Origin of the sequence: Rhodovulum steppense, from assembly GCF_004339675.1 — a bacterium.
In the GTDB taxonomy this organism is placed as follows: Bacteria; Pseudomonadota; Alphaproteobacteria; order Rhodobacterales; family Rhodobacteraceae; genus Rhodovulum; species Rhodovulum steppense.
In genome coordinates this window covers 21,617-46,103 of record NZ_SLVM01000028.1, presented here as the reverse complement: position 1 = coordinate 46,103, position 24,487 = coordinate 21,617, and the positions used below count along the sequence as shown (strand labels likewise).

The window sequence follows — 24,487 nt, the reverse complement described above, 5'->3', positions numbered from 1 at the left end:
AAGCAGAGGCAAACTTCTACGCCGCTCTGGAAACTGAAGACATGGCCGCGTAACTCACCGAAATCAGCCTCCGGCAAACCCGGTGCGGTTCAGGCCACGATGCCGCCCGCGCCGATGTGTTCGACGACATCGAGCGCTTCTACAATCCGAAGCGACGCCAATCCAAGCCGGGCTGCCCAAGTCCTATGGCGTTCGAGGACCGAGCTATGCGAACCTAACCTGTTGTCCACGAAACCGCCAGCAGGCCAGCCACAGAACTCACACCGTGTTTGCGGCACACGTCGGCTGTTGCCATGTCGGCTTCCTCTTCCTTCAGAATACCGATGATCTGTTCTTCGCTGAACCTTGATCGCTTCATCGTCCGTCTCCTTGTTGGAGCGGACTCTACCTCAAACTGGAGGAGGATGCGGGGCTCAGGTCAGAAGCCTCGTTTTTCCGGAGAACCGGCAGGTTCAGTCAAGCGTTCCTCTTGGAACGCTGCACGAGCCTTGCGCTTGTCCAACTTCTTTCATTCCATCGCCCGGTGGTCGCGGCTCTGGAACACGGCAATCGCTAATGTCGCTAGTGTTCCACGCGGGACATAATCTCCCGAAGCCTAAATCTGGAGCGGGCGATGAGATTCGAACTCACGACCCTTACCTTGGCAAGGTAATGCTCTACCCCTGAGCTACGCCCGCATCCATTGGGTGAGCCGTGATTTATAAACTCCGTCGGGGGGCTGCAAGCGGAAAATTCCGCTTGCAGGAATTTTTGCGCGGGGTCCGACTTTGCGCGGGGTCCGACATGGTCGACTGACATGAACCATGGCAGGTCTGCCACCGTGCCCCCTATTCGAACTCGATCAGTAGATCCTTGGCGTCGATCTGGGCGCCCGGTGTGACGTGAACGGCCTTGACCGTGCCATCACGCTCGGCATGAAGGCCGGTTTCCATCTTCATTGCCTCGATGGTCAAAAGCAGGTCGCCCGTCTTGACCTCCTGGCCCACGCTGACCGCCACGGTGGCCACCGCGCCCGGCATAGGCGCGCCGACATGGGCGGGGTTGCCCAGTTCCACCTTGGGCCGCTTGGCGACAGTGGCCTTGGCCTTGCGGTCCGGTACACGGATCACCCGCGGCTGGCCGTTCAACTCGAAGAAGACGCGCACGTCGCCCTCTTCGGTGGTCTCGCCGATGGCCGACAGCCGGATCTCCAGCGTCTTGCCCGGGTCGATCTCGGCGGTGATCTCCTCGCCCGGCTCCATCCCGTAGAAGAAGGTGCGCGTGGGCAGGGTGCGAACCGGGCCATACATCTGGTGCCGCGCCGTGTAGTCGGTGAAGACCTTGGGATACATCAGGTATCCGTTCAGGTCCTCGTCGTCGAAGTCGAGATCCTCGAACTGCGCCTTCAGGTCGGCGCGCAGCTTGTCCAGATCGGCGGGCGGAACCTTGGCGCCGGGCCGTTCGGTCAGGGGTTTCTCGTCCTTCAGCACCTTCCTGACGATGGCCTCGGGGAAGCCGCCCGGCGGCTGGCCCAGATTGCCGCGCATCATGTCGATCACGGAATCGGGGAAGGCCACATCCTTGTCCGGATTCTCGACATCGGCGCGGCTCAGTCCTTGGCTGACCATCATCAGCGCCATGTCGCCCACCACCTTGGAACTGGGCGTGACCTTGACGATGTCGCCGAACATCCGGTTCACGTCGGCATAGGTCCGGGCAACCTCGGACCAGCGGTCTTCCAGCCCCAGGCTGCGGGCCTGCGCCTTGAGGTTGGTGAACTGGCCCCCCGGCATCTCGTGCAGGTAGACCTCGGAGGCGGGCGCCATCAGCCCCGATTCGAAGGCGGCGTATTGCGTGCGCACCTGGCCCCAGTAATCCGAGATCTCGCGCACCGCCTCGATCTCGATCCCGGTATCGCGCGGCGTATTGCGCAATGCCTCGACGATGGACCCCAGGCAGGGCTGCGAGGTGCCGCCCGAGAAAGCGTCCATCGCCGCGTCCACCGCATCCACGCCCGCCTCGGCCGCGGCCAGGATCGTGGCGCCCGCGATGCCGCTGGTGTCATGGGTGTGGAAATGGATCGGCAGCCCGATTTCCTCTTTCAGCGCCTTGAACAGCACCGTGGCGGATGCGGGTTTCAGCAGGCCCGCCATGTCCTTGAGGCCGAGGATATGGCAGCCCGCCGCCTTCAGCGCCCTGGCCATCTCGACGTAGTACTTGAGGTCGTATTTCGCCCGGTCCGGGTCGAGGATGTCGCCGGTATAGCAGATCGCGCCTTCCAGCACCTTGCCGCTGTCCAGCACCGCATCCATCGCGACGCGCATGTTCTCGACCCAGTTCAGGCTGTCGAACACGCGGAACACGTCGACGCCCGTTTCGGCGGCCTGTTTCACGAAGCTCTGCACCACGTTGTCGGGATAGGTGGTGTAGCCCACCCCGTTCGCGCCCCGCAGCAGCATCTGGGTCATCAGGTTGGGCATCCGCGCGCGGATGTCCCTGAGCCGCTGCCAGGGACATTCCTGCAGGAACCGGTAGGCCACGTCGAAGGTGGCGCCGCCCCAGCATTCCACGCTGAAGAGCTGCGGCAGGTTGTGGGCATAGGCGGGCGCGACGCGCACCATGTCGATCGACCGCATCCGGGTGGCTAGCAGCGACTGGTGGCCGTCGCGCATCGTCGTGTCGGTCAGCAACAGCCGTTTCTGCGCGGCCATCCAGTCGGCGACCGCCTGCGGCCCCTGTTCATCCAGGATCTGCCGCGTGCCGGGCAGGAAGCTTTCGTGCCGGTTCTCGGGCGGGCGGGGGGTGCGGATATCGGCGGGCGGGCGCGGGCGGCCCTCGGTCTCGGGGTTTCCGTTGACCGTGACATCGGCGACGAAGGTCAGAAGCCGCGTCGCGCGGTCGCGCCGCTTCTCGAACTGGAACAGCTCGGGCGTCTGGTCGATGAACTTGGTGTGGTACTCGTTGTTCAGGAAGGTCGGGTGCTTGAGCAGGTTCTCGACGAAGGCGATGTTGGTGCTGACCCCGCGGATGCGGAACTCGCGCAGCGCCCGGTCCATCCGCGCGATGGCGGCCTCGGGGGTGGGCGCCCAGGCGGTGACCTTTTCCAGCAGCGAATCATAATAGCGCGTGATGACCGCGCCGGAATAGGCCGTTCCGCCATCCAGCCGGATCCCCATGCCCGTCGCGCCCCGATAGGCGGTGATGCGGCCGTAATCGGGGATGAAGTTGTTCAGCGGATCCTCGGTTGTGATCCGGCATTGCAGCGCGTGGCCGGTCAGTTCCACGTCATACTGGCTGGCGATGCCGGTCGCCTCGACCAGGCTCTTGCCCTCGGCGATCAGGATCTGCGCGCGCACGATGTCGATGCCGGTCACCTCTTCGGTGACGGTGTGTTCGACCTGGATGCGGGGGTTCACCTCGATGAAGTAGAATTCGCCCGATTCCATGTCCATCAGGAACTCGACGGTGCCCGCGCATTCGTAGTTCACGGCTTCCGCGATCTTCTTGCCCAGATTGCACAGGTGTTCGCGCTGGGTGGGGGACAGGTAGGGGGCAGGGGCGCGTTCGACGACCTTCTGGTTGCGCCGCTGCACCGAACAGTCGCGCTCCCACAGGTGATAGATGTTGCCGTGCTGGTCGCCGAGGATCTGCACCTCGACATGACGGGCGCGCAGGATCATCTTTTCCAGATAGCCCTCGCCGTTGCCGAAGGCGGCCTCGGCCTCGCGCCGGCCCTCGCGCACCTTTTCCTCCAGTTCGTCCGGGCCGTTGATCGGGCGCATGCCGCGCCCGCCGCCGCCCCAACTGGCCTTGAGCATCAGCGGATAGCCGATCTCGGCGGCCTCGGCGCGGATCGCGTCCATGTCCTCGCCCAGCACCTCGGTCGCGGGGATCACCGGCACGCCTGCGGCAATCGCCACCTTGCGCGCCGAGGCCTTGTCGCCCAGCGCCCGCATGGTCTCGGCCTTCGGCCCGATGAAGGCGATGCCCGCCGCGTCGCAGGCCGCGACGAAGGCGGGATTCTCGGACAGCAGGCCATAGCCCGGGTGGATCGCGTCCGCGCCGCACATCTTCGCCACGCGGATGATCTCGTCGATGGCCAGATAGGCCTGCACGGGGCCCAGCCCCTCGCCGATCTTGTAGGCCTCGTCCGCCTTGAAGCGGTGCAGCCCCAGCTTGTCCTCCTCGGCATAGACCGCGACCGTGCGCTTGCCCATTTCATTGGCGGCACGCATGACGCGGATGGCGATTTCACCGCGGTTCGCGACGAGGATTTTCTTGAATTCGGTCAAGGGCAGGGCCTCCTTCGGGACGTCCTTGCTGCGCATGCGAGACGCGCGCCTGTGCTATCGGTATACGGTCGTGCGCCGGGCTGGCAAGTAGGAGCTTGGTCCAGGGCCGCCGTGTTTCGCGGCGAGGCTTGGGATTGCGCGCGCCACGAAACTCGGGGGCTGGTCCGCTTGGGACAATCTCGCAGGGCCTTTCGGGAACATTATGAGAACTCGCCTTTCCCTTCCTTCGTCCGCGCGCTAGGATCGCAGTATGGATCCCATCGACGACTCCGACGCCTTCGAGGCCGCCGCCCGAACGACGCTCAGCCAGCGCGCCCTGGCGGCGCGGCCTGCGCCCTATCTGGATGGCCTGAACCCCGCTCAGCGGCTGGCGGTGGAAACGCTGGACGGCCCGGTGCTGATGCTGGCGGGCGCGGGCACCGGAAAGACCCGCGCGCTGACCGCCCGGATCGCGCATCTGCTGAACACGGGCGCCGCCCGGCCGAACGAGATCCTCGCCGTCACCTTCACCAACAAGGCCGCCCGAGAGATGAAGGAGCGCGTCGGCCGTCTGATGGGCCACGCGGTCGAGGGCATGCCGTGGCTGGGCACCTTCCACGCGATCTGCGTGAAACTGCTGCGCCGCCATGCCGAACTGGCCGGGTTGAAATCGAATTTCACCATCCTGGATCGTGATGATCAGCTTCGTTTGATAAAGCAGGTTTTGACCGCCGAACAAATCGATCAGAAAAAATGGACTGATCGTTGGTTCGCTGGAAAAATAGAAGTCTACAAAAATGAAGCCAGAACGGCCGAGAGCGTCGGGCTTGGCGGCGGACAGACTGTGGATCGGATTCCGGATGCTGCTCGCGACCGAACGGGTTGCCAGAGGACAGTCGGGGACGTTTACGTCCAATACCAAGACCGCCTGCGCACCCTGAACGCCGTCGATTTCGGCGATCTCTTGCTGCACATGGTCACGATCTTCCAGACCCATGACGACGTGCTGGACCAATATCGCCGCTGGTTCCGCTATATCCTGGTGGACGAATACCAGGACACCAACGTCGCCCAGTACCTGTGGCTGCGCCTGCTGGCCGGGGGGCATCGCAACATCTGTTGCGTGGGCGACGACGACCAGTCGATCTATGGCTGGCGCGGCGCCGAGGTGGGCAATATCCTGCGCTTCGAAAAGGATTTCCCCGGCGCGCAGGTGATCCGGCTGGAACAGAACTACCGCTCGACCCCCCACATCCTCGCCGCCGCCTCCGGCCTGATTGCGGCCAACAAGGGCCGTCTGGGCAAGACGCTCTGGACCGAGGCCGATGAGGGCGAAAAGGTTCGCCTGATCGGCCACTGGGACGGCGAGGAAGAGGCCCGCTGGATCGGCGAGGAGGCCGAGGCGATGACGCGGGGCACCCGCGGGCTGCGCCCCTATTCCCTTGACGACATGGCGATCCTCGTGCGCGCCTCCCACCAGATGCGCGCCTTCGAGGACCGGTTCCTGACCATCGGCCTGCCCTATCGCGTGATCGGCGGCCCCCGCTTCTACGAGCGGATGGAGATCCGCGACGCGATGGCCTATTTCCGCCTCGCCGTCAGCCCCGCGGACGATCTGGCGTTCGAGCGGATCGTGAACACGCCGAAACGCGGCCTTGGCGACAAGGCGCAGCAGAGCATCCAGCAGATGGCGCGGGCCAACGACGTGTCGCTGGTCGAGGGCGCGCGGCTCTTGCTGGAAACGGGCGGCTTGGGCGGCAAGGGCGCCAAGGAACTGGCCAGCCTGTTGCAGGGCATCGGCCGCTGGCACGGTGCCGCGCTGGACGCCCGCGTGAACCATGTCGAACTGGCCGAACGCATCCTCGATGAGTCCGGCTACACCGCGCATTGGCAGAACGACAAGACGCCCGAGGGGCCGGGCCGGCTGGAAAACCTCAAGGAACTGGTCAAGGCGCTGGAGGAGTTCGAGAACCTGCAAGGCTTCCTCGAACATGTCGCCCTCATCATGGACAACGAGACCGAAGGTGAGGGCGCCAAGATCACCATCATGACGCTGCATGCCGCCAAAGGGCTGGAATTCCCCGTGGTCTTCCTGCCGGGATGGGAAGACGGGCTGTTCCCCTCGCAACGCTCGATGGACGAAAGCGGGTTGAAGGGGCTGGAGGAGGAGCGCCGCCTCGCCTATGTCGGCCTCACCCGCGCCGAGGAGTTGTGCACGATCTCCTTTGCCGCCAACCGCCGCGTCTACGGGCAATGGCAATCGCAAATGCCCTCGCGCTTCATCGACGAACTGCCCGAGGATCATGTCGAGGTGCTGACGCCCCCCGGCCTTTACGGCGGGGGCGCGGCGCCCGTGCGGTCCACCATCGAAGAGGCTGCCAGCCGCGCCGATGTCTACGCCTCGCCCGGATGGAAGCGGCTTCAGTCCCGCAGCCCCCAGCGCCCGATGGCCCAGCCGCGCGAAAGCCGCAGCCTCATCATCGACGCCGAGGCGGTGGCGGCCTTCGAGCCGGGCGACCGCGTCTTCCACCAGAAGTTCGGCTACGGCACGGTGACAGGGATTGAGAGCAACAAGCTCGATATCGTGTTCGACAAGGCGGGCGAAAAGAAGGTTGTGGCGCGATTTGTCGTGGGCTCCGACGACGTGCCGTTCTGAGATCGTGATCCCGGGCATGCGGCTGTGTCGGGAGAGGAGCAGGGCTCCTTCGCCCGTTTTCTGCTCTTTGCGTCGTGATGGAAACCCGTTGCGGTGCTATTCCCGATCGCGAGAAAAGCCCCGACCCAGAGGAGCCGTTCGACGCTGCCCTGCTGGTCCTGCGCGCGTTGCCTATGGCTCTCCCCGCGCGCTTTGGTCGGATTCCGAGGGCACAGTCCTCACCGGCGGATGGCCATATTCGGCCAGATTTGGTCGGGCGGCATTGCCCGGTTTAGTCCTGAATGCTGATCGACAAAAAAACGGCGACGCCAGGGAGGAGAGGCGTCGCCGTTCTCGTCAACGGCGGTGTCAGGGAGGAGGACAACACGCACCGTATCCGGTGGAACCCAAAGGCTCCTAAAGGGTGCGGCGGCACCAGGGAGGAGGAGGTGCCGCCGCCAGACAAGGAAACCCAGGGAGGAGGAGGGGTTTCCAAGTGCCGTTCGGCATGCCGGGCGCCTTGATCTGCCCGACCGCGACATGTGCCGCGCGCCGTTGAGATCAAAGATACGGCAATGCTGCGCATGCACAATAGTTCCCGGGTGAAATGCCGCCATGCAGAAAGTGCATAAGTTATGCTGACGTAATTCCGGGCATGCGCCCTCTCACTGCCGCGGAAATGGGCAGAACGTAAACGCCCTTGCTCTTCTGGTCCGTCCGGACAAGTTAAGGGGTGGGGGCGCCCCCCCCGAATGCCCGAAAGGAAGACAGCCATGCCCACCACGCGCGATGCCGTCCTCGAAACCCTGTCCCGAATCGTACTGCCCGATGGCGGCGATCTGGTCTCGCGTGACATGGTTCGCGCGCTGTCGGTCGAGGATGACACCGTGCGCTTCGTGATCGAAACGCACGATCCTGGCCGGGCCGCGGAACTGGAGCCGGTGCGCGCCGCCGCCCAGGCCGCCGTCGAGGCGCTGGCGGGGGTGACGCGCGCCTCGGTTGTGCTGACCGCCCATGGCCCCGCCCCCAAGGCCCCGTCCGGAGAGGGGCTTAAGATCGGCCGCCACCCGACACCGCAGGCGGGCCCGGAGAATCCGGCCGGAATCGACCGCATCCTTGCCGTCGGCTCGGGCAAGGGCGGCGTGGGCAAGTCCACCGTGGCCTCGAACCTCGCCGTGGCGCTGGCCCGGCGGGGGCGCCGGGTGGGGCTGCTGGATGCCGATATCTACGGTCCCTCGCAGCCGCGCATGATGGGCGTCACCCGCCGCGCCGCCTCGCCCGACGGCAAGACCATCGAGCCGGTGGTGGCCCATGGCGTCACCATGATGTCGATCGGCCTGATGCTGGACGAGGGGCAGGCGGTGGTCTGGCGCGGGCCGATGCTGATGGGGGCGTTGCAACAATTGCTGTCCCAGGTGAACTGGGGGCCGCTTGACGTGCTGGTGGTCGACCTGCCGCCGGGCACGGGCGACATTCAGCTGACGCTGTGCCAGCGCACGCGCCTGACCGGGGCCATCGTTGTCTCGACACCGCAGGATGTGGCGCTGATCGACGCGCGCAAGGCCATCGACATGTTCGGCAAGCTTGGCACCCCCGTCCTGGGCCTGATCGAGAACATGTCCACCTATGTCTGCCCCAATTGCGGGCACGAGGCGCATATCTTCGGCCATGGCGGCGTCGCCGCCGAGGCCGAGGCGCTGGGCGTTCCGCTGCTGGGGGCGCTGCCGCTGGCGCTGGATGTGCGGCTGGCGGGCGATGCGGGTCAGCCGGTGGCGCTGGGCGAGGGGCCGCAGGCCGAAGCCTATGCCCATATCGCCGCCCGTCTGGTCGGCGGCGGGATGGCCTGATCGGCCACGGGAATTCATGGGCGCGGCCCGCGTCGCGTCCGTTCTCACTGCGAATCACCCGCGCGTGAGGCTGCGTCAGGGGCGTTTTCGGGGCCAAATCCGGGCTGCGACCGCCTCTGGCGGCAGAACCGGGCAGATCTTTCGGGAAATCACGGGAAAAACCCTGCCAACTGGATACGCTACTGCATCTGGTGGGCGGCGCGCGTTCATTCGCTACATGATGCGGGTTTGTCGGCTGTTTTGCACCGAAATCCCACAGGGATGCGGGAAATCGGCCCGTCTGGTGCCGTGGATGGCCATAGAAAAACATTGAATACCATGAAGTGGCATAGTATGCCTGAAACATCCGATGAGGATGGGCAGACACAGGGGCATCAAGACCCCGCGAGGCACCAGGTTTCATACAGGCACCCAGCTTCATCGAAAAACACAGATCCGGCGCGCGGGCGAGCAGAACATCCCCCCAGGTGGCGCGCGCAGCCGGGCATCCCGAAGCGGGACGAGGGCGGCGGATCGGGCAGTGGCAGCAGCTCGGTCCGCCGTTTTCGTACCAGCCCGACGGTGAAGCGGAAGGAGCGGTCGTCCGGTGGCGCGCAGGTTCAGAGGCGAGAGCCGCCACAAGGTGGATGCGAAGGGCCGGGTGTCGATCCCGTCCACGTTCCGCCGCGTGCTCGAAGCCGGGGATCCCGACTGTACCGACGGCCAGCGTCCCCAGCTTGTCATCGTCTATGGCGACCATCGCCGCAAATACCTTGAATGCTACACGATGGAAGCGATGGAGGAGATCGACCGCAAGATCGCGGCCAAGCCGCGCGGCTCGATCGAGCGCCAGATCCTCGAGCTGACCTATAACGGCCAGTCCCACACCACCGAGGTCGACAATGACGGCCGACTGGTGCTGCCCCAGAAGCTGCGCGAAAAGATCGAACTGGGCGACGAGGCGTATTTCATCGGCCACGGCGACACGTTCCGTATCTGGAACCCCGATACCTTCGAGACCGAGGAAATGGCCAGGGCGCGCGCGCGGCTCGACGACCTGCCGCCCGATTTCGACGTCGCCTCGCTGCTCGACGGTTCGCTGGAGGGCTAGGGGATGGCCGCCGCGGAACGCCTTGACCCCTCCGAACCGCCCCACATCCCCGTCCTACTGCGGCCCCTGCTCGAAGCAGTCTCGCCAGTCGGGGGGGTGTGGCTTGACGGCACGTTCGGGGCGGGCGGCTATGCCCGCGGCCTGCTCGAGGCCGGGGCGGATCGCGTGATCGGGGTGGATCGCGACCCCAGCGTGTTCGAGATGGCGCAAGGATGGGCAGCGGAATATGGCGAGAGGCTACGGTTGGTGCAGGGCACGTTCTCGCGGCTTGATTCCTATTCGGACGGGCCGCTTGATGGAGTGGTGCTGGATCTCGGAGTCTCCTCGATGCAGCTTGACCGGGCCGAGCGGGGCTTTTCCTTCCAGAAGGACGGCCCGCTGGACATGCGGATGGGCGATAGCGGGCCTTCGGCGGCCGATCTGGTGAATTCCGCGCCCGAGGCGGCGTTGGCCGACATCCTGTTCCATTACGGCGAGGAACGTGCGTCCCGCCGAATCGCGCGGGCCATCGTCGCGGCCCGCGCCATTGCGCCTCTTGTCACCACCGCGCAACTGGCCGAGGTGATTGCCCGCTGCCTGCCACGAGCGCAGCCGGGCCAGATCCACCCCGCGACGCGCAGTTTTCAGGCAATCCGCATCGCGGTGAACGACGAACTGGGCGAACTGGTGGCGGGGCTAGAGGCGGCCGAACGCGCGCTGAAACCCGGCGGCAGGCTGGCGGTCGTGACCTTCCATTCGCTAGAGGATCGGATCGTCAAACGTTTCCTGCAATTGCGTGCGGGCCAGGCGGGCGGGGGCAGCCGTCACGCGCCCGAGATCCCGATCGAAGCGCCGAGGTTTCATATCCTGACCCGCAAGGCCGTCGGACCCGATGATGCGGAACTTGCCGCCAACCCGCGCGCGCGGTCGGCAAAGCTGCGCGTTGCCGAACGCACCGACGCGCCTGCGGGGCCTGTGGATCGCGCCCAACTGGGTTTGCCTGCGATCATGGAAGGGGCATAGATGCGCGGTCTTTTCTACGTTCTGACGGCGCTGGCGGTGATGGGGCTTGCCGTCTGGGCCTATCGCGAGAACTACGCCACCCAGCAGGTGATCGCCGAGGTCGAGCGGCTGAACCGCGATATCGGTCTGTTGCGTGAACGCCGCGCGATCCTGAATGCCGAATGGGCCTATCTGAACCGGCCCGACCGGTTGCGCGCGCTGGCCAATCTGAATTTCGAGAGGCTGGAACTGCTGCCGCTTGCGCCCGAGCAGTTCGCCGGGATCGACCAGGTTGCCTATCCGACCTTCGAACTGCCCGAGATCGTGATCCCGATCGAGCTTCTGGGCAGCCTTCTTGCCGATGAGGACCTGGAGTCTCAGCCATGATTCGCACGCCGCTGCGCCCGCTCGCCCGCATCCTCGAGGCCCGCGCCCGGGGCGAGAACCCCGCTGCCATCGAGCGCGAGAACCTGCGGTTGCGCCACGAAAGGATGCGCGACACCGCCCGCAGCCGCGCCGAGGGGCGGTTGTTGATGCTGGGCGTGATGTTCTGCGCGGCCTTCCTGGTGGTGGGCGTGCGCATGGGCACGCTTGCCGCCGCGGTTCCCTCAGAGCCGCGCGCCGCGGCCTCGGGCGCGGCCATCGTCGCGCAGCGCGCCGATATCGTGGACCGCAACGGCAATATCCTGGCCACCAACCTTGCCACACACGCGCTTTACGCCCAGCCACCCCACATGATCGAACCCGCCCGCGTCGCCCGGGAACTGGCGCAGATCTTCCCCGATCTCGACGAGCAACGCCTGCTTGCCGATTTCACCGGCGAGCGCAAGTTCCTGTGGATCAAGCGCCGCCTCAGCCCCGAGCAGATGCAGAAGGTGCATGACATCGGCGATCCCGGCCTGCTGTTCGGCCCGCGCGAGATGCGGCTTTACCCCAATGGTCGGCTGGCCGCGCATGTGCTGGGCGGGTCCGGCTTCGGGCGCGAGGGCGTATCCTCGGCCGAGGTGGTGGGGCGCGCGGGCGTCGAACAGGCCTTCGACGGCTGGCTGCGCGACCCGGCGAATGGCGGCGCGCCGCTGCGGCTGTCGCTCGATCTGACCGTGCAGGCTGCGGTCGAGCGTGTGCTGGCAGGCGGCATGCGGCTGATGAACGCCAAGGGCGCGACGGCGATCCTTATGGACGTGAATACGGGCGAGGTGATCTCGATGGTCTCGCTGCCCGATTTCGATCCCAACGAACGTCCGCGCCTTCCGACCCAGGGCGATCCGTCCGACAGCCCGCTGTTCAATCGCGCGGTGCAGGGGGTCTACGAGCTTGGCTCGACCTTCAAGACCTTTACCATCGCGCAGGCGCTGGAAGAGGGGATCGTCTCGCCGAAGACCGTTATCGACACAAAGGGGCCGATGGTCTGGGGCCGCTACCGCATCCGCGATTTCCGTAATTACGGCCCCGAACTGTCGGTGACCGACGTTCTGGTGAAAAGCTCGAATATCGGCACCGCGCGTCTTGCCCAGCGGATCGGCGCGGAACGACAGCGCGCCTTTCTTGACCGGCTCGGTTTTCTGGAGACGGTGCCGCTGGAACTGGTCGAGGCGCCGACCGGCAAGCCGCTCTTGCCGCCACGCTGGACCGATATCTCGATGCTGACGATATCCTATGGCCACGGGCTCTCGGCCAGCCCGATGCACCTGGCCGCGGGCTATGCGACGCTTGCCAATGGCGGCTTCCGGGTGACGCCGACGCTGCTTGCCGGTGGGGGGAAGCCGGGCGAGCGGGTGGTGTCCGCAGAGACATCCGCGGCGATCCGTTCGATGCTGCGCGAGGTCGTCTCTCACGGAACGGCGACCCTGGCCGATGTCGAGGGCTATTCGGTCGGCGGCAAGACCGGCACCGCGGACAAGCCCAAGCGCACCGGAGGCTATCACAAGGACAAGGTGCTTGCGACCTTCGCCGCCATCTTTCCGTCCGACGCGCCGCGCTATGTGCTGGTGGTCACGCTCGACGAGCCCGAAGACACCTCCGGCTCGGAGCCGCGCCGGACGGCAGGCTGGACCGCCGCGCCGGTTGCAGGCGAGATCATCCGTCGCGCGGCGCCTTTGCTGGGGCTGCGGCCGGAGATTGAAACGGCCCAGGGCTTCGGGGTAACACTGGCCGCGAATTGATGGGCGCGGGGATCATGGCGGACCGCTCGGAGAAATCGCTCGCCGCGCTCGGCCTCAGGGCAAGGGGCGGGCGCGAGGCGCGCATCGCGGGGCTTGCCATAGACAGCCGCGCGGTCCGCCCCGGCTTCCTGTTTGCGGCCTTCCCCGGCAGCCGCGCCCATGGCTCGGCCTTCATCCCGCAGGCGCTGGCCGGGGGAGCGGTGGCCATCCTGACCGATGCCGAAGGCGCCGGGATCGCGGCCGAGGCGCTGTCCGCCAGTCAGGCCGCGTTGATCGTGGCCGAAGACCCGCGCGCCGCCTTTGCCGGGGCAGCCGCGCTCTGGTTCGCGGCCCAGCCCGCCACCATGGCCGCGGTGACCGGGACCAATGGCAAGACCTCTGTCGCCCAGTTCACCCGCCAGATCTGGACGCTTTTGGGCCATCAGGCCGCAAGCCTCGGCACCACCGGGGTCGAGGGCGCGTTCCAGGCGCCACTTGCCCATACCACGCCCGACGCGCTGACGCTGCATCGCCTGCTGGCCGAGATGGCCGGGGCGGGGGTCAGCCATGCCGTGATGGAGGCGTCAAGCCATGGCCTTGCCCAGTCCCGGCTTGATGGCGTGGTGCTGCGCGCGGCGGGATTCACCAATTTCACCCAGGACCACCTCGATTACCACGAGACCTTCGACGCCTATTTCGCCGCCAAGGCGGGGCTCTTTGGCCGCGTGCTGCCCGAGGATGGCACGGCGGTTGTCAATATCGACGATCCCAAGGGCGCGTCCGTGACGGCCATCGCCGAGGCGCGCGGGCAGCAGGTGCTGACCGTCGGCTCCAACCCGGCCGCCGATTTGCGGATCGCCGCGCAACGCTTCGATGCGACGGGGCAGGAGGTGCGGCTCGACTGGCAGGGCCGGGCGCGGCAGGTGCGGCTTGGCCTGATCGGCGGGTTTCAGGCGCATAACGTCGCTCTCGCCGCAGGGCTGGCGATTGCCTGTGGCGACGAACCGGGCCAGGTCTTCGACACGTTGTCCGATCTTGTCGGCGTGCGCGGGCGGATGCAACTGGCGGCGCGGCGGGCGAACGGCGCGGCGGTCTTTGTCGATTATGCCCACACCCCCGACGCCATCGCCACCGCGCTCAAGGCGCTGCGCCCGCATGTGATGGGCCGCATCGTCATCGTCTTCGGCGCGGGCGGCGACCGCGACCGGGGCAAGCGCCCGCTGATGGGCGCGGCGGCGGCCGAACATTCCGATGTTGCATATGTGACAGACGACAACCCCAGATCCGAGGATCCCGCATTGATCCGTGCAGAAATACTGAAAGCTTGCCCCGACGCCATCGAGGTCGGCGACCGGGCCGAGGCGATCCTGCGCGGGGTCGATGCACTGGAACCGGGCGACGCGCTGCTGATCGCGGGCAAGGGGCATGAGACCGGCCAGATCGTCGGCGACGCCATCTTCCCCTTCGACGATGTCGAACAGGCCAGCGTCGCGGTCGCAGCACTTGACGGGCGGCTGGCATGAGTGCGCTCTGGACGGCTGCCGACGCCGCCGCCGCGACGGGCGGGCAGGCCACCTGCGACTGGCGTGCAACGGGCGTGTCGATCGACACCCGCAGCCTTGCCCCCGGCGATCTGTTCGTCGCGCTGACCGACCAGCGCGACGGGCATGATTTCGTTGCCGATGCGCTGGCACGGGGGGCGGCCGCGGCGATGGTGTCGCGCATCCCCCAGGGCCTTGCCCCCGACGCGCCGCTCCTGATCGTGCCCGATGTGCTGGAGGCGCTGGTCGCGCTGGGGCAGGCGGGGCGGGCGCGGGCGCGGGCGCGGGTCGTGGCGGTGACGGGCTCGGTCGGCAAGACCTCGACCAAGGAGATGCTGCGCGCCGTCCTTGCCGGGCAGGGCCGGGTTCACGCCGCCGAGGCGAGCTTCAACAACCATTGGGGCGTGCCGCTGACGCTGGCGCGGCTGCCCGCCGAGGCCAATTTCGCGGTGATCGAGATCGGCATGAACCATCCCGGCGAGATCGCGCCGCTGGCCCGCATGGCGCGGCCCCATGTTGCGCTGATCACCACGGTCGCCCCCGCCCATCTGGCCGCTTTCGACGATCTGGCAGGCATCGCGCGCGAGAAGGCGGCGATCTTCGAGGGGCTGGAGCCGGGCGGCATCGCGGTCTTTCCCGACGATCTGGACGTAAGCCCGATCCTGGAAAGCGCCGCCCGCTCCGTCGGAAAGCTCACCTTCGGCGCAACGAAATCTTCCGAATTCAGGCTGACGAAGGCGCAGCTTCATCCGGACTCGACGGTGGTCGAGGCAAAGGCGCAGGGCGAGAAGCTCTTGTTCAAGATCCGCGCGCCGGGTCGGCATTTCGCGATGAACGCGCTGGGCGTGCTGGCCGTGGCCGAGGCGCTGGGCATCGACCGCGCGGTGGCGGCCTGCGATCTGGGCAGCTGGCTGCCGCCCGGTGGGCGCGGCGCACGACACAGGATCGCGCTCGACCCGATTGACCGCGACATCGCGATCGAGGTGATCGACGACGCCTTCAACGCCAACCCCGCCTCGATGGCGGCCGCGCTCGAGGTGCTGGCCGCCGCCGCGCCGCGCGACGGGGTGGGGCGCGTGGCCCGGGGCCGCCGCATCGCGATCCTCGGCGACATGCTGGAGCTTGGCGAGCAGGAGCAGGCGCTGCATGCGGGCCTGGCCGATCTGCCCGCCATGGCCCGCGTCGATCTGGTGCATTGCGTCGGACCGCGAATGCGGGCGCTGTATTTTGCGTTGCCGTTGAAGCACCGCGGCCAATGGTTCGACGAGGCCGAACCGCTGGCGGCCAGGGTGCACGGGCTCGTCGATGCGGGCGATGTCGTGCTGGTCAAGGGCTCCAAGGGCAGCCATGTCTCGATCGTCGTTGACGCGCTGGGCAAACTGGGCCAAGCGGTCCGCGAAACCGACGAGGACCTTGAGTAATGCTGTTCTGGCTGGCCGATCTTTCCGACGGGGGCGGCGCGTTCAACCTCTTCCGCTACATCACCTTCCGTGCCGGCGCAGCCTTTTTCACCGCGCTGCTGTTCGGCTTCCTGTTCGGTCGGCCGCTGATCAACCTGTTGCGCAAGCGCCAGAGGAACGGCCAGCCGATCCGGGCGGACGGCCCGGCCAGCCATCTGGAAACCAAGGCCGGAACGCCGACGATGGGCGGCGTGCTGATCCTTGGCGGGCTGATCGTTTCGACGCTTCTGTGGGCGCGGCTCGACAATCCGTATATCTGGATGGTGCTGTTCGTGACCCTGTCCTTCGGCGCCATCGGCTTTGCCGACGACTATGCCAAGGTGTCGAAGAACAACGTCAAGGGCGTGCCCGGCCGGGTGCGCTTCGGGCTGGGGCTGCTGATCGCGGCGGTCGCCGGGTACTGGGCGGCGAGCGTGCATCCCGAGGCGCTGACCAACCAGCTTGCGGTGCCGGTCTTCAAGAACACGCTTTTCAATCTGGGTATCCTTTTCGTTCCCTTCGCGATGATCGTGATCGTGGGCGCGGCGAATGCGGTGAACCTGACCGACGGGCTGGACGGGCTGGCAATCATGCCGGTGATGATTGCCGCAGCCGCGCTGGGCGTGATTGCCTATGCCGTGGGCCGGGTCGATTTCACCACCTATCTGGATGTCCACTATGTGCCCGGCACCGGCGAGGTCCTGGTCTTTTGCGCCGGGCTCATCGGCGCGGGGCTGGGGTTCCTGTGGTATAATGCCCCACCGGCGGCAGTGTTCATGGGAGATACCGGCTCGCTGGCGCTGGGCGGCGCGCTGGGCGCGATCGCGGTCGCCACCAAGCACGAGATCGTTCTGGCCATTGTTGGCGGGCTTTTCGTGGTCGAGGCGCTGTCCGTCATCATCCAGGTCGCCTATTTCAAGACTACCGGAAAACGTGTGTTCCTTATGGCACCCATCCACCACCATTTCGAGAAGAAGGGATGGGCGGAACCGCAGATCGTGATACGGTTCTGGATCATCAGCCTGATCCTTGCGCTGATCGGGCTGGCGACCCTCAAGGTGCGTTGATGCCTTGAGGAACAGGAGGATGAGAGCATGGAATACAAGATCGTGGACGAAGTATTCGTCCAGGAAGTTCGTCCAAGCCCCAAACGCGACCGGCGTGCGTTCTGGGCTGCCCCCCGGCTTCACGCTGTAACCCCCGATGTTAGGCTTAGTCACTGGGACGGCGTACCGCCCTATGCGGTCGTGGCCTTCATCGGCTACCTGATCGCGCTGGTGGTGGTCTTCTCCAACCAGATCATGCCCTACTGCATCGAGAACTTTGCCAATCCGCAGAATTGCGCGCCGATCTTCGATCGCATCCTGCCGATCGCGCTGGCTGCGATCGTGGTTGCCCCGGCGATCAGCGGCGCGGTGCGGCGGATGGGCGGCAACCGCACGGCGGGCTTCCTGTTCGCGCTGACCGCCGTTGCGATGCCGCCGCTGATGCTGGGCTGGCACTACCTGGTCTGAGGATCGGACGGCCCCGGCTTCCCTTCGTCTCGGTCTCTGGTAGTCTTTCCGGGGTTTGAGCGAGGGGTCTGGTCGTGCAGGAGCTTCTGGACTGGTGGCAGGCACTCGTCGGCCTTGTGGCCGTTATCGGGGTGGCGATAACGTGGCTTCAGGTCCGCAGGCCGCGCGTGGATACGACCAACGTGGCGTCTAACGCGCGGCGGGTCAGGCAGACCGGTGGGCCGGGCGTCACCCGGAACGAGGCCACCAGCAGCGAAGACGTGGACCAGTCGGGCTGAATGGTCGGGGGCCGCACGCATAACAGGGTCGAGGGATCGACCGGCGTCCAGCAGGCCGGGCGCGACATTCACGGCATCTCGGCCGCCGAGCATCGGCAGATGCTGCGCGAGGCGCTCGACGCTCTGCGTGACGACCTCGAAGCGAAATTCGCCGAGACCCGCCGGGCCGACGCCGCCGAGCACCGGCTTGCGATTGCCGAACTCCAGATCAGGATCGCCGAATACCAACGCCGCCTCGCCGACCCCGAAGCGTCCTTTGCCGAGTATCAGGCCAGGATCGCCGAACTCGAAAGGCTGCTCGCGGACGCCACGATCGGGATCGGCGAGAACCGCATCCGCGACGCGCAGGCCGCGCTGGAGGCGGGCGATTTCTCCAAGGCCGACGCCATCTTCGCCGAGGTCGAGGCGAAGGAGCTAAACGCCGTCAAGCGCGCCGCCGAGGCGGCCTTCGGCCGCGGCCTGATCGCCGAGGAACAGGTGCGCTGGCCAGAGGCCGCCGACCATTTCGCCAAGGCAGCCCGGCTTGAACCGACCTTTGTGACTCTGCTGAAGGCGGGTCATTTGCTCTGGCGGGCAGGGCGGCACCGTGAAGCGATCCGCCTCAATGAAGATCTTCTCGACCTCAGCCGCATTGAATTTGGTCCAGTGGATCCCCGAACTGCCACGGCCATGAACAACCTTGCTTCAAGTTTGCATGGCGCAGGCGAGTTCACTCTGGCTGAAACGCTTTGCCGTGAGGCGTTGGCGATCAGGGGAGATGCTCTGGGCAAGGCGCATCCGGATTATGCCACAACTCTATCCAACCTTGCCGGGGTACTCCAGTCAACCGAACGGTTCATTGAAGCAGAGTCTCTTCTTCGAAAGGTGCTGACAATCCGAGAGAAGGTTCTGGGCGAGACGCATCCGGACTATGCCGTGTCGCTCAACAACCTCGCCGGGTTGCTTCACGAAACCGGGCGCTTCGCAGAGGCGGAACCGTTGCTCTGGGAGTCGCTTGCGATCCGGGAGCAGGCTCTGGGCAAGGCGCATCCGGATTATGCCCTATCTCTCAATAACATCGCTGGGTTGCTCTATGAAACCCGGCGGTTCCAGGAAGCCGAGCCGTTCCTCCGAGAGGCGCTGGCGGTTACGTCGCGGGCGCTGGGCAAGGCCCATCCGAGATATGCGTGCTGTCTCAACAACCTCGCCGAGGTGCTCGACAATACTGACCGTTCCGACGAGGCCGAACCGTTTTTCCGCGAAGCACTGGAAGTCGTCGAGGCTGCCCTCGGCTCTGACCATCCGACCAGCCGGATCGCGCGCGATAAGCTGAACGCTTTCCTTGCCAGTCGCCCCAAAGGCTGAGCCTGCTTGCGCCTGCAAGCGGGCGGGGGCATCGTCGGCGCGCTTGTCTGACGGGGTGAGGCATGATTCCGGTACGCGGGTTTGACGGGGCGCGGGTCGCCGTTCTGGGGCTGGGGCGGTCGGGCCTGTCGGCGGCGCGGGCGCTGCGGGCGGGCGGGGCCGAGGTGCTGGTCTGGGACGACAACGAGGCCGCCCGCGCCGCCGCCATGGCCGAGGGGTTCGCCCCCGTCGACCTGACGCGTGCGGGCGCCCTGGAGGGTGCCGCCGCGCTGATCCTGAGCCCGGGTATCCCCCACCTCTACCCCCTGCCCAACCCCGTTGTCGCTGCCGCCTGGGCGGTCGGGGTGCCGGTCGACAACGATATCGGGCTGTTCTTCCGCTCGCTTGCCACCGAGGATTGGGAAGGGTTCGACAGCCCGCCCCGCGTGATCGCGGTGACCGGATCGAACGGCAAGTCCACCACCTCGGCGCTGATCCATCATGTGCTGAGCGCGGCGGGCCGCGACAGCCAACTTGCGGGCAATATCGGACGCGGCGTGCTGGATATCGACCCGCCGGGCGAGGGCGGGGTGGTGGTGCTGGAACTGTCCTCCTACCAGACCGAACTGGCCCGCGCGCTAACCCCCGATATCGCGGTCTTCACCAACCTTTCGCCCGACCATCTGGACCGCCATGGCGGGCCGGGGGGGTATTTTGCCGCCAAGCGGCGCCTGTTCGCCGAGGGCGGGCCGGACCGGGCGATCATCGGCGTGGACGAGGACGAGGGGCGGTTTCTGGCAAACCAGATGGCCGAGGGGGCTGCGGATGACCGGGTGATCCGCATCTCGGCGGCGAGCAAGCTGACCGGGCCGGGCTGGTCGGTCTTTGCGCGCAAGGGGTTTCTGGCGGAATGGCGCAAGGGCCGACAGGTGGCCAGCATCGACCTGCGCGTCATCCCCGGCCTGCCCGGCGCGCATAACCACCAGAACGCCTGCGCGGCCTATGCCGCCGCCCGCTGCCTTGGCATCGCGCCAAGGGAGATCGAGCGCGCCTTTCACGACTTCGCGGGTCTGCCGCATCGCAGCCAGCTTGTGGCCGAGGTGGGGGGCGTGCGTTTCGTCAACGACTCCAAGGCCACCAATGCCGCCTCGGCCGCGCGTGCGCTGGCCGCCTTTGGGCGTATCCGCTGGATCTGTGGCGGGCTCGAGAAAGAGGGCGGGCTGGCCGAGCTTGTCCCCCATCTGGGCAATGTCGCCAAGGCCTATGTGATCGGGCGTGAGGCGGCGGCCTTTGCGCTGCATCTGCGCGACATCCCGCACGAAATCTGCACCACGATGAAGGCTGCCGTCGCCCGCGCCGCCGCCGAGGCCGAACCGGGCGATGTCGTCCTGCTTGCGCCCGCTGCGGCCAGTTTCGACCAGTATGACAATTTCGAACGCCGCGGCGAGGATTTCGTCGCCGAACTGGACCGCTTGCTTGAAGCGCGGGGCCGCGCGGGATCGTGAGATGCGCGCGCGGCCCCCTGCGCCTATGATCTCGGAAAAGGAGATCCGCAATGAACCGACGCAGCATCCTTCTGGGCGGCGCAGCAGTTGCGCTGACATCCCGCGCCGCTCGCGCCAGCATGTTCGAGATCACCCGAAGCGAGGCCGAATGGCGCGCGATGCTCGATGATCTGGAATACCGCGTGATGCGGCAGGAGGGCACCGAACGCGCCTTCACCAGCCCGCTCAACGACGAGAAACGCCCCGGTCTCTATCACTGCCGGGGATGCGAATTGCCGCTCTATGACGCCGCGACCAAGTTCGACAGCGGCACCGGCTGGCCCAGCTTCTGGCAGGCGTTGCCCGACGCGGTCGGAACCAAGCCTGATCGCAAGTTCCTCATGCTGCGCACCGAGGTTCATTGCCGCCGCTGCGGCAGCCATCTGGGCCATATCTTCGACGATGGCCCGCCCCCCACCGACAAGCGCCACTGCATCAACGGCGTAAGCCTGCTGTTCCGCCCCGCAGAAGGCGCCTGAGCCCGCGCGGTCGGCTATGCGACGCGGAACAGCGTCAACCCTTCGAGCACGGCATGGGCGGTGCGCACCGCACGGTTGAGATAGGCGCGGATCCGCGGATCGCCGGGCGCAAGGCGCGGCATCGTCCAGCCGACCGAGGCCAGCGTGCGCAACATCACGAAGACCGGCAGCATCGCAAGATCCTGCTCGGTCAGCGGGCGCAGCGTGGCGTAGCCCTCGATCAGCCCCGTCGCGATCGCGTCCAGCGCAGGCTCCTCGAGGTTTTGCGCCAGCGCCGTGCCCAAATCGTACAACCGGAAACCGAAACCGCTGTCGTCGAAGTCGATCAGCCTTGCATGGTGGCCGTCATGCAGGATGTTCTCGCGCAACAGGTCGGCATGGATCAGCCCCTGATCGGCGCCGCGGGCGGCATAGTGCGACAACCGCTCGCGGGCATAGCGGCGGGCCTCTTGCAGCAGGATCGCCTCGGCCTCGCTGGCGGCGGGGTGGTCCCAGAACCGGCTCCAGAAGGGCGCGGGCCCCAGCAGGCCGTCAATGTCCCAATGGGGTCGGCTGAACCAGAGCGGCAGCGTGATCCGGTCGGTGGCGACATGCAGTTGCGCGACGGCCCGGCCGACGCTGGCATAGCGGCGCATCTGCTCGTCGGGCGTGCCGTCAAGCGGCTCGCCGCCCGTGCCGATGGGCTGTCCCTCGACCCAGCTCAGCACCGAGGCGATGCGCCCGTCGGCAAGCTGCGCCATCAGCGCGCCATCCACCGTGCGCTGGGGCCGCGGCACGCCCAGCCCGACCTCGGCCAGCGCATCCATCCACCACAGTTCCGAGCGGATCGCCTCTTCGGTCTGATAGCTGCGGCGGTGCAGCCGCAGCACACCCCGGCAGGCATCGGGCAGGTTCACCGCAAAGACCGCGTTCTCGCGATGCGAGATCGGGCGCGGATCGGCGCAGCCGGTCCAGTGGCCCGTGGCCTCTCGGGCCAGCGTCAGGACTTCGGCATCGTTCATGCGGGTTCCTCCGTCCGTGCCAGCAGATCGTCGAGCGTCTCGACGAGAAGATCGGCATTCTCGCGCGAAAAGGGCAAGGGGGGGCGGATCTTCAGCGTGTTCATGTACCGCCCGATGCGGCCGGTCAGGATACCGCGCAGGCGCAGCCCCTCGACCAGCCGTTCGGCGAAACCGGTGGCGGGGGAGCCGTCCGGGTGGACGAATTCGGCCCCCAGGAACAGCCCCGCGCCGCGCACCTCTGCCAGAAGCGGATGGCGCAGCGCGCGTAGCCGGGACAGCAGATGCGCCCCGACATCGCGCGCATTCGCGACCAGCCCTTCCTCCTCCAGCACATCAAGCGTGGCCAGCGCCGCCGCAGACGAGACCGGGTTGCCGCCGAAGGTGTTGAAATAGCCGAAGGCGGTGCGGAAATCGGCCATGATGTCGGGCCGCGTCACCACCGCGCCGACCGGGTGGCCGTTTGCCATCGGCTTGCCCAGCGTCACCACATCGGGCGCAAACCCCAGAAGCTCATGGCCCCAGAACGCATCGCCCAGCCGCCCGAACCCCGGCTGCACCTCGTCGGCCAGGATCAGCCCCCCCGCGCGCCGGATCACCGCGACCGTGGGATCCAGAAACCCGCGGGGCAGCGTCGGGAACCCCTCGTTCGCGAAGAACGGACACAGCATGAACCCGGCAAAGCCCTGGCCCGTCTCCTCCAGCTCGGCGATGGCACGGGCGACGTTGGCGGCAAAGGCAGCGGCCTGCGCTTCGGGGTTGCCGCCCAGCGGGGTCAGGCTTTCGGGGGCGGGGACAAGGCGGACATGGGCGGGGTAGCCGCCGATGGGCGGGCGGCGCGTCGAGAGCTGGCTGACCGCGGCGGTGTTGCCGTGATAGGTGTTGTCGGTCGCGATCAGCCCGCGCGCGCCGGTCGCCGCCTGCGCCATGCGCAGCGCAACGTCATTCGCCTCGGACCCGGTGCAGACCATGATCGCCTGGCTCAGCCCATGGCCCAGCGTCGCAGTCAGCCGCTCGATATAGTCCAGGATGGCGCTGTGCAGATAGCGCGTATGGGTGTTCAGCGTGGCCGCCTGCCGGGCGATGGCCTCGACCACGCGCGGGTGGCAATGGCCCACATGGGGAACGTTGTTATAGGCGTCGAGATAGCGCCGCCCCTCGGCATCCCAGAGCCAGACGCCAGCCCCCCGCACCAGATGGACCGGCTCGGCATGAAAGGTGGGCACACTCGGCCCCATCAGCCGGGCGCGGCGCTCGATCAGGGTTTCGCTCATGGCCTCCTCACCCGGCTTGCACCCCAGTCTGGAACCCGGCCGCGGGCCTTGCAAGAGCGAGTTCAGCCGAAACCGGGCGCCAGCCGGATTTCTCCGGTCACGATCCCGCGCCAGTTCCGGATCGGCCCGCCCAGCCGCCGAAGTGCCGCCGGGTGGGCGGGGTCAAGCACGCCCAGCCGGATCAGGAGTCCCGCGATGGCGGCCTCGGCGGCGCGGGTGGCGCCGTCCTCGATCTTGACCGCGATGCCAAGGTCCCGCTCTGGCAGGATCGCGACAAAGACCCCCTCGGCCCCGGTCTTGACCGCAACGCGGCCATCCATGGCGCGCATCAACTCCGTGCAGGCCCGCCCCTCGCCCGCCACCAGATCGGGATGGGCCAGCATCGCCCCTGTCAGCCGCGCGGCGGCGCGGGCGCGGGGTGTGGCGGCATCGGGCCGGGCGGTTGCAAAGAATGCCATGGCGCGGGCAAGGCCGTGCATGGTCGTCGCGAAATTGGGGGCGGAACAACCGTCGATCCCGAAGCGCGGACTTGCCTGCCCCGTCACGTCCTCGAACGCGGCGCGGATGGCGCGTTGCACCGGATGGTCGGGGTTGTTGTAATCGCCCCCAGCCCCCAGATGGCGCGCCAGCGTCAGGAACCCCGCATGCTTGCCCGAGCAGTTGTTGTGCAATTGGTTTGGCGCCTCGTTCGCGATCAGCATCCGCTTGCGTTCCGCGCTGTCGCGGCTGGGCTGCGCGCCGCAAAGCAGATCGGCCTCGGACAGGCCCAACCGGTCAAGCCAGGCGGCGACAAGCGCCACATGAACCGGCGCCCCTTCGTGCGAGGCGCAGGCTAGCGCCAGGTCCGCATCGTCCAGCCTCGCTGCCTCGGCCGCGCCGCTTTCGACCAGCGGCAGCGCTTGGATCATCTTGACCGAGGAGCGCGGATAGATCACCGCGCCCGGATCGCCCCAGGCGGCGATTGCGCCCGAGCCGTCGCAGATCACCGCATGCCCGCGATGGCGCGATTCGACCATATCGCCGCGCCAGAGCTCGACCAGTGCGACCGTCTCGGCCATGATCCGCCTCCCCTTCAAGCCCACGCGAATTTGTGCGATGAGGGATTTCACATCCCTGCGCGGCTACGGTAGGTTGCGCAGATCGAGTTGCAAAC

Annotated in this window: 18 protein-coding genes, 1 tRNA gene and 1 pseudogene; 14 read left to right on the top strand and 6 right to left on the bottom strand. The window is 66.9% G+C overall.

Annotated features, from left to right (window positions below):
- Window positions 1–253: 253 nt before the first annotated feature.
- The 3 genes and pseudogenes from EV216_RS15410 to EV216_RS15400 all read right to left on the bottom strand — a co-directional run.
- Window positions 254–358 (bottom strand): annotated as a pseudogene (locus tag EV216_RS15410) (transposase); the annotation flags it as partial.
- 244 nt (window positions 359–602) lie between these two features.
- Window positions 603–677, bottom strand: a tRNA-Gly gene (locus EV216_RS15405).
- 150 nt (window positions 678–827) lie between these two features.
- Entirely contained in the window at window positions 828–4,271 is a 3,444-nt protein-coding gene (locus EV216_RS15400) for a pyruvate carboxylase (RefSeq protein WP_132696421.1), read from the bottom strand.
- Between the two features lie 250 nt (window positions 4,272–4,521).
- Between EV216_RS15400 and EV216_RS15395 the strand changes: the two genes are divergently transcribed.
- The 14 genes from EV216_RS15395 (at window position 4,522) to msrB (ending at window position 21,062) form a co-directional block, all read left to right on the top strand.
- The gene (locus EV216_RS15395) at window positions 4,522–6,906 is read left to right on the top strand and encodes an ATP-dependent helicase (RefSeq protein ID WP_132696420.1); all 2,385 of its coding nucleotides are present in this window, start codon (window positions 4,522–4,524) and stop codon (window positions 6,904–6,906) included.
- Window positions 6,907–7,658: 752 nt separating this feature from the next.
- On the top strand, window positions 7,659–8,732 hold the full coding sequence (locus EV216_RS15385; protein WP_132696418.1) for an Mrp/NBP35 family ATP-binding protein: 1,074 nt from the start codon (window positions 7,659–7,661) through the stop codon (window positions 8,730–8,732).
- A 586-nt stretch (window positions 8,733–9,318) separates the two neighbouring features.
- On the top strand, window positions 9,319–9,822 hold the full coding sequence (gene mraZ, locus EV216_RS15380; protein WP_132696417.1) for a division/cell wall cluster transcriptional repressor MraZ: 504 nt from the start codon (window positions 9,319–9,321) through the stop codon (window positions 9,820–9,822).
- Window positions 9,823–9,825: 3 nt separating this feature from the next.
- Window positions 9,826–10,824 (top strand): 16S rRNA (cytosine(1402)-N(4))-methyltransferase RsmH, encoded by a 999-nt coding sequence (rsmH, locus tag EV216_RS15375; protein ID WP_132696416.1) that lies wholly within the window; start codon window positions 9,826–9,828, stop codon window positions 10,822–10,824.
- Entirely contained in the window at window positions 10,825–11,190 is a 366-nt protein-coding gene (ftsL, locus tag EV216_RS15370; protein ID WP_132696415.1) for a cell division protein FtsL, read from the top strand.
- Window positions 11,187–12,965, top strand: coding sequence for a peptidoglycan D,D-transpeptidase FtsI family protein (locus tag EV216_RS15365; RefSeq protein WP_132696414.1), 1,779 nt, complete (start codon window positions 11,187–11,189; stop codon window positions 12,963–12,965). The genes ftsL and EV216_RS15365 overlap by 4 nt, the downstream gene beginning before the upstream one ends.
- A 14-nt stretch (window positions 12,966–12,979) precedes the next feature.
- Entirely contained in the window at window positions 12,980–14,467 is a 1,488-nt protein-coding gene (locus EV216_RS15360) for a UDP-N-acetylmuramoyl-L-alanyl-D-glutamate--2,6-diaminopimelate ligase (RefSeq protein WP_132696413.1), read from the top strand.
- On the top strand, window positions 14,464–15,906 hold the full coding sequence (locus tag EV216_RS15355; protein ID WP_132696412.1) for a UDP-N-acetylmuramoyl-tripeptide--D-alanyl-D-alanine ligase: 1,443 nt from the start codon (window positions 14,464–14,466) through the stop codon (window positions 15,904–15,906). Before EV216_RS15360 ends, EV216_RS15355 begins: the two co-directional genes overlap by 4 nt.
- Window positions 15,906–16,991: a phospho-N-acetylmuramoyl-pentapeptide-transferase gene (gene mraY / locus EV216_RS15350; RefSeq protein ID WP_132696411.1), complete on the top strand. Its 1,086-nt coding sequence runs from the start codon at window positions 15,906–15,908 to the stop codon at window positions 16,989–16,991. The genes EV216_RS15355 and mraY overlap by 1 nt, the downstream gene beginning before the upstream one ends.
- Window positions 16,992–17,018: 27 nt before the next feature.
- Window positions 17,019–17,438: a hypothetical protein gene (locus EV216_RS15345; RefSeq protein WP_132696410.1), complete on the top strand. Its 420-nt coding sequence runs from the start codon at window positions 17,019–17,021 to the stop codon at window positions 17,436–17,438.
- A 74-nt stretch (window positions 17,439–17,512) separates the two neighbouring features.
- On the top strand, window positions 17,513–17,716 hold the full coding sequence (locus EV216_RS15340) for a hypothetical protein (protein ID WP_132696409.1): 204 nt from the start codon (window positions 17,513–17,515) through the stop codon (window positions 17,714–17,716).
- Window positions 17,717–19,060 (top strand): tetratricopeptide repeat protein, encoded by a 1,344-nt coding sequence (locus EV216_RS15335; RefSeq protein ID WP_132696408.1) that lies wholly within the window; start codon window positions 17,717–17,719, stop codon window positions 19,058–19,060.
- 62 nt (window positions 19,061–19,122) lie between these two features.
- Window positions 19,123–20,544, top strand: a complete 1,422-nt coding sequence (gene murD / locus EV216_RS15330) for a UDP-N-acetylmuramoyl-L-alanine--D-glutamate ligase (protein ID WP_132696407.1) — start codon at window positions 19,123–19,125, stop codon at window positions 20,542–20,544.
- A 50-nt stretch (window positions 20,545–20,594) separates the two neighbouring features.
- The gene (gene msrB, locus EV216_RS15325) at window positions 20,595–21,062 is read left to right on the top strand and encodes a peptide-methionine (R)-S-oxide reductase MsrB (protein WP_132696406.1); all 468 of its coding nucleotides are present in this window, start codon (window positions 20,595–20,597) and stop codon (window positions 21,060–21,062) included.
- Between the two features lie 14 nt (window positions 21,063–21,076).
- On the opposite strand, the gene EV216_RS15320 is transcribed toward msrB, so the two are convergent.
- The 3 genes from EV216_RS15320 to EV216_RS15310 form a co-directional block, all read right to left on the bottom strand.
- Entirely contained in the window at window positions 21,077–22,063 is a 987-nt protein-coding gene (locus EV216_RS15320; protein ID WP_132696405.1) for a phosphotransferase enzyme family protein, read from the bottom strand.
- Window positions 22,060–23,334, bottom strand: a complete 1,275-nt coding sequence (locus EV216_RS15315; protein ID WP_132696404.1) for an aspartate aminotransferase family protein — start codon at window positions 23,332–23,334, stop codon at window positions 22,060–22,062. Before EV216_RS15315 ends, EV216_RS15320 begins: the two co-directional genes overlap by 4 nt.
- Window positions 23,335–23,396: 62 nt before the next feature.
- Window positions 23,397–24,392 (bottom strand): asparaginase, encoded by a 996-nt coding sequence (locus EV216_RS15310; protein WP_132696403.1) that lies wholly within the window; start codon window positions 24,390–24,392, stop codon window positions 23,397–23,399.
- Window positions 24,393–24,487: the final 95 nt, after the last annotated feature.